This window comes from Klebsiella sp. HMSC16C06 (genome assembly GCF_001808325.1).
Taxonomy (GTDB): domain Bacteria; phylum Pseudomonadota; class Gammaproteobacteria; order Enterobacterales; family Enterobacteriaceae; genus Klebsiella; species Klebsiella variicola.
In genome coordinates this window covers 1-10075 of sequence record NZ_KV793028.1, presented here as the reverse complement: position 1 = coordinate 10075, position 10075 = coordinate 1, and the positions used below count along the sequence as shown (strand labels likewise).

General features: G+C 59.3%; 9 protein-coding genes. 5 read left to right on the top strand and 4 right to left on the bottom strand.

All coding sequences use genetic code 11. The features are described 5' to 3' along the window. From HMPREF3142_RS26030 to HMPREF3142_RS26020, 3 genes are all read left to right on the top strand, one after another. A partial coding sequence (locus tag HMPREF3142_RS26030; RefSeq protein ID WP_323807204.1) for a transketolase-like TK C-terminal-containing protein occupies positions 1-350 on the top strand: 350 nt, incomplete at its 5' end. A 237-nt stretch (positions 351-587) separates the two neighbouring features. Continuing rightward, positions 588-2216, top strand: coding sequence for a long-chain fatty acid--CoA ligase (locus HMPREF3142_RS26025; RefSeq protein ID WP_044650385.1), 1629 nt, complete (start codon positions 588-590; stop codon positions 2214-2216). Further along, entirely contained in the window at positions 2213-3937 is a 1725-nt protein-coding gene (locus HMPREF3142_RS26020) for an aldehyde dehydrogenase family protein (protein ID WP_012968559.1), read from the top strand. The genes HMPREF3142_RS26025 and HMPREF3142_RS26020 overlap by 4 nt, the downstream gene beginning before the upstream one ends. Before the next feature lie 44 nt (positions 3938-3981). On the opposite strand, the gene potD is transcribed toward HMPREF3142_RS26020, so the two are convergent. The 4 genes from potD to potA are packed head-to-tail and all read right to left on the bottom strand — an operon-like array spanning position 3982 to position 7784. Beyond that, positions 3982-5028 carry a spermidine/putrescine ABC transporter substrate-binding protein PotD gene (gene potD, locus HMPREF3142_RS26015; protein WP_008806018.1) on the bottom strand — a complete coding sequence of 349 codons (1047 nt, stop codon included), beginning with the start codon at positions 5026-5028 and terminating at the stop codon, positions 3982-3984. Then, entirely contained in the window at positions 5025-5810 is a 786-nt protein-coding gene (gene potC / locus HMPREF3142_RS26010; RefSeq protein WP_012542218.1) for a spermidine/putrescine ABC transporter permease PotC, read from the bottom strand. Before potC ends, potD begins: the two co-directional genes overlap by 4 nt. Continuing rightward, positions 5807-6664 (bottom strand): spermidine/putrescine ABC transporter permease PotB, encoded by an 858-nt coding sequence (potB, locus tag HMPREF3142_RS26005; protein WP_070612888.1) that lies wholly within the window; start codon positions 6662-6664, stop codon positions 5807-5809. The genes potC and potB overlap by 4 nt, the downstream gene beginning before the upstream one ends. Continuing rightward, complete coding sequence (potA, locus tag HMPREF3142_RS26000; protein ID WP_008806021.1) at positions 6648-7784, bottom strand: spermidine/putrescine ABC transporter ATP-binding protein PotA; 1137 nt, start codon at positions 7782-7784, stop codon at positions 6648-6650. Before potA ends, potB begins: the two co-directional genes overlap by 17 nt. Positions 7785-8041: 257 nt before the next feature. On the opposite strand from potA, the gene pepT reads away from it, so the two are divergent. Further along, complete coding sequence (gene pepT, locus HMPREF3142_RS25995; RefSeq protein WP_016160629.1) at positions 8042-9274, top strand: peptidase T; 1233 nt, start codon at positions 8042-8044, stop codon at positions 9272-9274. 165 nt (positions 9275-9439) lie between these two features. Then, the gene (locus HMPREF3142_RS25990; protein ID WP_070612886.1) at positions 9440-9931 is read left to right on the top strand and encodes an REP-associated tyrosine transposase; all 492 of its coding nucleotides are present in this window, start codon (positions 9440-9442) and stop codon (positions 9929-9931) included. Positions 9932-10075 lie beyond the last annotated feature (144 nt).

The window sequence follows — 10075 nt, the reverse complement described above, 5'->3', positions numbered from 1 at the left end:
GCCAGCCGGAGCTGATCTTCATCGCCACCGGTTCCGAAGTGGAGCTGGCAGTGGCCGCGTGGGACAAACTGACTGCCGAAGGCGTGAAGGCGCGCGTGGTCTCCATGCCGTCCACCGACGCGTTCGACAAGCAGGATGCCGCTTATCGCGAATCCGTACTGCCGAAAGCCGTTTCTGCCCGCGTCGCGGTAGAAGCCGGTATCGCGGACTACTGGTTCAAATACGTTGGCCTGAACGGCGCTATCGTTGGCATGACCACCTTCGGTGAGTCTGCGCCGGCTGAGCAGCTGTTCGAAGAGTTCGGCTTCACCGTCGACAACGTGGTCGCTAAAGCGAAAGCGCTGCTGTAAATCCCCACTGCTATCGCCCGGCCCGCTGCCGGGCGATACCCGCCCTGAGCAATGACCTGCCTGTTATGATTTAGTCTTTTTCCTCCTGAATCATTTCTTACTCTATTTTGTGCGTGACCGCTGATTTCTGTACGTTTTTTTGTGCAGACCGGCAAATGTAGACCAGATTCAATAGGCGCCCGCACGATCGTGCCGCGACCCTGTTCCCTGCCGGAATTCTGTAAAGGAGACCCCGTAATGCCGTCACCGATGATTTATCAGGATCTCACCACTGCCGCGCTGCTCGGCCATGCGGCGCAATATCACAGCGAGACCGAGATTGTCTCGGTGAGTACTGGCGGTGAGAAGGAGCGCAGCAGCTGGGGGGAGGTGGCCAGCCGCGCTCAGCGGCTGGCGTCGGCGCTGGCGTCGCTGGGGCTGCCGCCAGGCGCCCGCTGCGCTACCCTGGCATGGAACAATCGCCGCCACCTTGAGATCTATTTTGCCGTCGCCTCCGGCGGCTGGGTGACACACACTGTCAACCCGCGGCTGTCGGTTGACCATCTGCGGTATATCCTCAACGACGCTGCCGACGAAGTGCTGTTTTTTGACCAGACCTTTCTGCCTCTGGTGGCGCAGCTCCTGCCGCAGCTCCCGACGGTGAAACACATCGTGCTGATGGAACCCCGTAGCGAAGCGGCGCTCAGCCAACTGCCCTCATTGCTGTTTTTTGACGATCTGTTGCAGCAGGGGACAGTAGACTATCGCTGGCCGCAGCTCAATGAACTGACCCCAGCTTCGCTCTGCTACACCTCGGGAACTACCGGCCGGCCGAAAGGGGTGTTGAATACCCATCGTTCGCTGGTCCTGCACGCCCTGAGCGGCAACCAGCCGGACGCCGCCGGCATATCGGCGAAGGACAGCCTGTTGCCGGTGGTGCCGATGTTCCATGTCAACGCGTGGGGGACGCCGTTTATCGCCGCCATGGTCGGCGCGCGGCTGGTGCTGCCGGGGCCGCACCTCGATGGCGACAGCCTGCTGCAGCTGCTGGCCGCCGAGAAGGTAACGGTGGGGTTTGGCGTGCCGGTGATCTGGGCCGGCTTGCTGGCGGCGATGCGCCGGACAGAGGTCCGGCTGCCTGAATTTAAACGTGCACTGGTTGGCGGCTCCGCGCTGCCGCCGTCGATGGCCGAGGCCTTTCAGCGTGATTACGGCATTGAACTGACCCACGCCTGGGGAATGACCGAAACATCGCCTATCGGCACCATCAACACGCCGTTGAGCAAACATGACGCGCTCCCGGCACAGGAGCAGCAAAAGCAGCGTGCCGGCCAGGGGCGGCCCATATTCGGCATCGAACTGCAGGTAGTGGACGTGGATGGCGAACCGTTGCCCCGGGATGGTCAAAGTCAGGGGTATCTGCAGGTCAGAGGGCACTGGGTGGTGGAGCAGTACTATGGTCAGGACGCGAGCGCCCTGACTGCGGGAGGCTGGTTTGATACCGGCGATATCGGTACGCTCGACGCCAATGGCTATCTGGTGATCTGCGATCGGGCAAAGGATATTATCAAGTCCGGTGGCGAGTGGATCTCCACCGTTGAGCTGGAGAATATCGCCATCGCGCATCCGGCGGTGCGCAGCGCGGCGGCCATCGCCGCCCGTCATCCGCGCTGGGACGAGCGGCCGGTGCTGCTGTGCGTTCGCGCGGAAGGGGGCGAAGTGGAAGAGACCGATCTGCTGACCTGGTTTGAGACGCGGGTGCCAAAGTGGCAGATCCCGGACCGGGTGATATTTGTCGACGCGCTACCGGTCAGCGCCACGGGTAAGGTGCTCAAAAATCAACTGCGCCAGGCCTACGGAGAGATTTTAATGAGTGAGGGAAAATGAGCCATGCGCGACCCGGTCTGACGACCTGCTCTCAGTATGATGCTGCCCTGTACGCCTTGTCGGCGGCGCGCCAGCGTTGGGCGGAAACCTCAGTGAACCGTCGTCTGGCGCTGCTGCGCCAGATCAAGGATGCCCTGGCTGGTATTGCCCCGGCGTGGGTGGCCGCGGCGGCGGCGGCCAAAGGGCTGCCGGCGGGCGATCCGCTGGCGGGGGAGGAGTGGCTGGCGGGCCCCTGCGCGCTAATGGTCGGCTGCAACGGGCTCATCGCCACCCTGGAGCAGCTGGAAGAGAAGACCTTTCTGCGGCGGATCCCGCTGCGGACGCTGGCGGACGGCCGCCTGGCGCTGCGGGTGGTGCCCGGCACGCTCTGGGATCGACTGTTGCTGTCTGGAGTTCGCGCTGAGATATGGATGCAGCCAGGCGTCACCCGGGCCCATCTCGACCGCTATGCGGCGCGGGCATACGACATCCCGCCGGCCGCGCGGCAGGGCAAGCTGGCGCTGGTGCTTGGCGCCGGCAATGTGGCCTCGATTGCGCCACTGGATGTGCTACACAAGCTGTTTATTGAAAATCAGGTCTGCCTGCTGAAGCTCAACCCGGTGAATGATTATCTGCACGATCTGCTGGCCCAGGCCCTGGCACCGCTGATTGCCATGGATGCGCTCCGCATCGTCACCGGCGACGCCCAGGCGGGAGCATGGCTGACCAGCCATCCCGCTGTCGATGAGATCCATATCACCGGCTCTCGCGAGACCCATGACGTCATCGTCTGGGGCGACGGTGAAGCGGCTCGCCAGCGTCGGGCCGCCGGGACGCCGCTGAACCCGCGTCGGGTGACTTCGGAGCTGGGCGGCGTCAGCCCTACCATTATCGTACCCGGGCCGTGGAGCGAGGCGGATATCGCTTTTCAGGCGCAGCAGCTGGCGACGCAGAAGATGAACAACGGCGGGTTTAACTGCGTGGCCAGCCAGGTGCTGATCCTGCAGCAGGGCTGGGAGCCAGCGACGGGCTTGCTGAATCAGCTGTACCGGCTGATCGCCGCGAATACCCGCCCGGACTACTACCCCGGCGCTGAAAAACGGCTGACCGACTTTCGCCTGCGCGCCCGCCAGCCGCTGGAGATAGCGCGCGGCGACGCGCTGCCGTTGATTGTGGCGAACACCGACGATGACCCGGCGCTCTGTCAGCAGGAGGTCTTTGGCCCGGGGCTGTCGGTCACTCGTCTTGAGGCCGACAGTGCGGAAAGTTTTCTGCGCCAGGCGATCGGCTATGCGAATCAGCGGCTGCAGGGCACGCTGGGGGCCAATATTGTGATCCATCCGCGCACCCGCAAAGCGATTGGACGTAAGCGTTTTAACGCGTTAATCGCTGAGCTGCGCTACGGCACGGTGGCGATCAACTGCTGGAGCGGGGTGGCCTTCCTGTTGGCCCCTTGCCCGTGGGGCGCGTTTCCCGGCCACACGCTCGACGATATTCAGAGCGGGCGGGGCAAGGTGCATAACAGCTTTATGCTGGAGAAAACCGAGCGCACGGTGATTGAGGCGCCGTTTCGGCCGTTTCCGCGCAGTCTGTGGCATGGCGAACTGACGCTGATGCCCCTGCCGCCCTGGTTTATTACCCACCGGGGGCAGGAAGCGGTGGCGCAGAAGCTGGTGGATTTTTATCATCGGCCGCGCTGGCGCAAGCTGCCGGCGATCCTCTGGCGCGCGCTGAGGGGCTAAGGTGAGAGCAAAAAAAGGCGGAACCGCGGTTCCGCCCTGCGGGATTAGCGGCCCGCTTTCAGCTTCTGGTAATACTCTTCATAAATGGCGCTGGCGCTGCCGACGTCATTCTGCCATTCGCCTTTCTCAATGGTCGCAGCGTCAGGATAGAGCGATTTATCGTTGGCCACTGCCGGGCTGAGCATTTTGCGTGCCGCCAGGTTTGGCGTGGGGTAGCCGATGGTTTCCGCGACCTGTTTGGCGACATCCGGGCGCAGCAGGAAGTTAATCAGCTTCAGCGCGCCGTCGACGTTTTTGGCATTCGCCGGGATCGACAGGCTGTCCATCCAGAAGATGCCGCCTTCTTTCGGCCAGATCACCTCCAGTGGGGTACCGGCCTGGCGTGCGACGTAAGCCGAGCCGTTCCATACCATCCCGAGGTTCACTTCGCCTTCCATATACGGGTTCGCCGGGTTATCGGAGTTAAACGCCGCGACGTTGGGCATCAGCTTTTTCAGCTCGTTATAGGCGGCTTCAATCTCTTTCGGGTCGGTGGTGTTGCCGGAATAGCCCAGCTTACGCAGCGCCATCTGGAACACTTCGCGCGCGTCGTCGGTCAGCAGCAGGCTGCTTTTGTATTCCGGCTTCCACAGGTCGGCCCAGCTGGTAATGGTTTTCGGGTCAATCGCATCGCTGTTGACGCCGATAGCCGTCGCCCCCCAGATATAGGGAATGGAGTAGTCGTTATTCGGATCGAACGGTTTGTTCAGCATCTGCGGATCGAGGTTGCTGAAGTTAGTCAGCTTACTCTTATCGATCTTCTGCAGCATCCCTTCTTTACGCATCTTGTCGACGAAGTAGGTCGACGGGACGACCAGGTCGTACGCGCCGTCTTTATAGGTCTTGAGCTTGGCATACATGGTTTCGTTCGACTCGTAGGTCGAATAGATGACCTTGATGCCGGTCTCTTTGGTGAACTGCTCCAGCAGGCCCGGCGGTACGTATTCGGTCCAGTTATAAAAATAGAGCGTTTTGCTATCGTCCGCGTGTGCGGCGCTCATGCCGATTGCCAGAGCGCCGGCTGCGAGCAGGTGGCGTGACCATTTTTTCATTTTAACGTCCCCTGAGTTTTATCACGTGCAATTAACTGACTGGCGATGACCATCACCAGCGACAGAACCAACAGAATCGTGGCCAGGGCGTTCACCTCAGGCGAAACGCCAACCTTGACCATCGAATAGATCTTCAGCGGCAGAATTTCATATCCCGGACCGGTCACGAACGAAGAGACCACCACGTCATCCATCGACAACGTGAAGCTCAGCAACCACCCGGCGGCGACCGCCGGCAGGGCCAGCGGCAGGATGATTTTGCGCAGGATGGTCATCTCGCTGGCGCCCAGATCTTTCGCCGCCTCCAGCATCCGCACATCAAAGCCTTTCAGCCGGGAGTAAACGGTGACCACCACAAACGGCAGGCAGAAGGTGATATGCGAAAACAGCAGCGACCAGAAACCAAGCTGAATACCGATCAGCATAAACAGCACCAGCAGGGAGATGGCCATCACAATATCGGGCGACATCATCACCACAAACAGCATGCCGCTAACGAACGGCTTGCCGCGAAAGCGGTAGCGGTACAGCGCCACGGCGGTCAGCGAGCCGATAAGGGTGGCGAAGGTTGCCGACAGCACCGCCATGGTCAGGGAATGCTGGGCGGCCTGCAGCAGGCTATCGTTGTTCATCAGCAGGCTATACCAGTCGGTGGTGAACCCCTGCCAGTTGATACCAAAGCGCGACCGGTTAAACGAGTTAACGATCAGAATAATAATAGGGATGTAGAGATACGCGTAGATGGCGGTCATAAAGCCGCCGCGCAGCAGTCGACCGATCATTCCAGCTCCACCTTTTTATTCAGCAGGCGCGCCGCGCGCCAGTAAATCAACAGCATCAGGCCCATCACCAGGGTTAAGGTAATGCTGGTTGCCGCGCCGAACGGCCAGTCGCGAATATTCAGGAACTGACTCTTGATCACGTTGCCGATCAGCAGGTTCTTGGCGCCGCCCATCAGGTCGGAAACGTAGAACAGCCCCATCGCCGGCAACATCACCAGCAGACAGCCGGCGATGATCCCCGGCATGGTCAGCGGGATGATAATGCGGATAAAGGTCTGCAGCTTGCTGGCGCCGAGATCTTTCGCCGCTTCCAGCAGCGGGCGATCCAGTTTCTCAATGCTGGAGTAGAGCGGCATCACCATAAACGGCAGCAGGATATACACCAGGCCGATAATCACCGCCGAGGGGGTGAACATAATGCGTATCGGCGTGTCGATCACCCCTAACCACAGCAGGAACTCGTTCAGATAGCCTTTGGTACTGAGGAAAATCTTCAGCCCGTAAATACGGATCAACGAGTTGGTCCAGAAGGGGACGATCAGCAGAAACAGCAGCAGGGGGCGCACCTTCTGCGGCAGCCGGGCGAGGAACCACGCAAACGGGTAGCCCAGCGCCAGGCAGGCGAGGGTCGCCAGCAGCGCCATGTTCAGCGAATGCAGCAGCACGTCGTAGTAGAGCGGATCCATCAGCCGCGAGTAGTTGTCCAGCGTGAAGACCAGCTTGACGAAGTTGGCGTCGTCGCGGGTCAGAAAGCTGGTGGCGATGATCATCAGGTTGGGCAGGAAGACAAACAGCACCAGCCAACCGACGATGGTGGCGATCACCACATTCTGGAATTTACTGGAGTTCTTCATCGGCCAGCACCACCTCCCAGCTCTCCACCCAATTGATAGACATTTTCTGGTCAAGAGAGTGGTCGAAATCCGGGTCGTCTTCGTTAAAGAACTCGCTGACCATCACCATTTTGCCGTTTTCCAGCTCGACCACCGACTCAAGGGTCATCCCCTTATAGTTACGCTCTCGCACATAGCCGATCAGGCCGTCGGCGTCGCTGTTGTGGTGGATCTCATCGACGCGCAGATCTTCCGGGCGCAGCAGGACGTGCAGACGCTGGCCGGCCTCCACGGCAAAATTGACGGTGATGTTGCACTCCCGTCCTTCGACACTGGCACGCACGCGCTGCTCGTCGAGGCGCTCGATCACGGTGGCGTCGAAGATATTGATCTCGCCGATAAAGCTGGCGACGAACAGGTTTTTCGGCTCTTCGTAGATCTCTCGCGGGGTGCCGTCCTGTTCGATTTTGCCATCGCGCATGACCACGATGCGATCGGACATGGTCAGGGCCTCTTCCTGATCGTGGGTCACGAAGACGAAGGTGATCCCGAGCTTACGCTGCAGCGCTTTCAGTTCGTTCTGCATCTGCTTGCGCAACTTGTAATCCAGCGCCGAAAGGGATTCATCGAGCAGCAGCAGGCGCGGTTTGTTAACCACCGCGCGGGCGATGGCCACGCGCTGCTGCTGGCCGCCGGAGAGCTGGTGCGGTTTGCGCTGGGCAAAGTCTTCCAGCTGTACCATCTTTAAGGCATCCAGAACCCGCGGGGTGATTTCCGCCGCCGGGGTTTTCTGCATCCGCAGGCCAAAGGCGACGTTCTCGAATACCGTCATATGCGGAAACAGGGCGTAGCTTTGAAAGACGGTATTGACGTGGCGGTTTTCCGCCGGGACATGGGTGATATCGTGATCTTCGAGATGGATCCGTCCGCTGTCGACGTTTTCCAGGCCGGCGATAAGGCGCAGAACGGTGGTTTTACCGCAGCCAGAGGGGCCAAGCAGGGTGAGAAACTCACCATTGTTGATGGTCAGGTTAAGGTTATCGATGACCGTTTTACCATCAAAGCTCTTGCGAATTCCCGCCAGTTGCACCAGCGGCGAACGCGAACGCGGTTGTATATTCAATTTTTGACTCTGTCCCATGTAGACGCAACGGAAACTTCCGACCGCTGCGGGGTTTGTGATTAACCACCTTTGGGGTTGCACGTTTTTAATAAGGGCCAGCATTCTACGGCAAACAAGGGTAATCGCCAATCCTTGATACGCCTGCATAGTCTACCTTTACACCATAACGTCGGTTCCGTTATTAAATTTCGCTTTACGGGCTAAGAATGACCTGACGCAATATTTGTCTTTTCTGGCTTATGAATAATGTTGTCACAAAAGAAGAGGGTGGCTACATGGATAAATTGCTTGAGCGTTTTTTGCAGTACGTTTCTTTGGACACGCAGTCGAAGCCTGGCGTTCGTCAGGTCCCCAGCACGGAAGGGCAGTGGAAGCTGTTACGCCTGTTGCAGGCGCAGCTGGAAGAAATGGGACTGATCAAGGTAACGCTGAGTGAAAAAGGGACGGTAATGGGAACCCTGCCCGCCAACGTGGAGGGCGATATCCCGGCCATCGGCTTTATCTCTCACGTCGATACTTCCCCGGATTTCAGCGGTAAAAACGTTAATCCGCAGATTGTCGAAAACTATCGCGGCGGCGATATCGCGCTAGGCATCGGCGATGAGGTGCTCTCCCCGGTGATGTTCCCGGTTCTGCATCAGCTTTTGGGGCAGACGCTGATCACCACCGACGGGAAAACGCTGCTGGGGGCGGACGACAAGGCCGGCATCGCCGAGATCATGACCGCGCTGGCGACCCTGCAGGCGAAAAACATCCCTCATGGCGATATCCGCGTGGCCTTCACCCCCGATGAAGAGGTCGGAAAAGGGGCGAAGCATTTCGATGTCGAGGCCTTTGATGCCCGCTGGGCCTATACCGTCGACGGCGGTGGCGTGGGGGAACTGGAGTTTGAAAACTTCAACGCCGCCTCGGTGACCATTAAGATTGTCGGCAATAACGTGCATCCCGGCACCGCAAAAGGGGTGATGGTCAATGCGCTGTCGCTGGCCGCGCGCATTCATGCCGAAGTGCCGGCCGACGAGGCGCCGGAGACTACCGAAGGTTATGAAGGCTTTTATCACCTCACCAGCATCAAAGGCAGCGTGGATCGGGCCGAGATGCACTACATCATCCGCGATTTTGACCGCAAGCACTTTGAGGCGCGTAAACGCAAGATGATGGAGATCGCCAAAAAGGTCGGCAAGGGGCTGCACCCGGACTGCTATATCGAGCTGGTGATCGAGGATAGTTATTACAACATGCATGAGCAGGTGATCGCCCATCCGCACGTGGTCGATATTGCCCGCCAGGCGATGGTGGACTGCGATATTGAACCGCAGATGAAGCCGATCCGCGGCGGCACCGACGGCGCGCAGCTCTCGTTTATGGGACTGCCGTGCCCGAACCTGTTTACCGGCGGCTACAACTATCACGGCAAACATGAGTTTGTCACCCTGGAAGGGATGGAGAAGGCGGTGCAGGTGATCGTGCGTATCGCCGAGCTGACGGCAACACGAAAAGGGAAATAGCCTTCGCAACCAGGCCGGTCATTCTGCTTGTCGCACAAGATGCCGGATGGCGGCTTCGCCTTATCCGGCCTACGGTCCAGCCGGTGACCGCAGAACCCGTAGGCCCGGCAAGCGCAGCGCCGCCGGGCAAAAGCGATAAGGCTAATACTGAGGAGGGAACCTCACATGTCTGATTATCGTCGCAGTTATATCCCCGGCGGCTGCTGGTTCTTCACCGTTAACCTGCAAAATCGCCACAGCGATCTCCTGACGCGGCATATTGCTCATCTGCGTGCCGCTACAGCGTTTGTTAAAAGCAAAAAACCTTTTCTGATTAACGCCTGGGTGGTTTTACCAGAGCATATGCACTGCATCTGGACCCTGCCTGAGGGGGATACCGATTATTCCGGTCGCTGGCGGGATATTAAAAAAATGTTTACCCGAGCGCTGGAGCAGCGCCATATCTGGCAGCCACGCTTCTGGGAACATGCCATCCGTAATGAAGAAGATTACCGGCGGCATATGGATTACGTTTATATCAATCCCGTTAAACACGGTCATGTCCGTCGGGTGCAGGATTGGCCGTATTCGACCTTTCATCGCGATGTGCGCCGGGCATGGTATCAGCTAGATTGGGCGGGTGAGGTAAGCGAATTTGATGCAGGCGAGAGGCGATAATGCTCGGGTAAGACATTGCCGCCATCGAAACCACAAAGTGCCGGATGGCGGCTTCGCCTTATCCGGCCTACGGTTCAGCCGATGACCACAGAACCCGTAGGCCCGGCAAACGCAGCGCCGCCGGGCGGTGAACAGCAGAGCGGG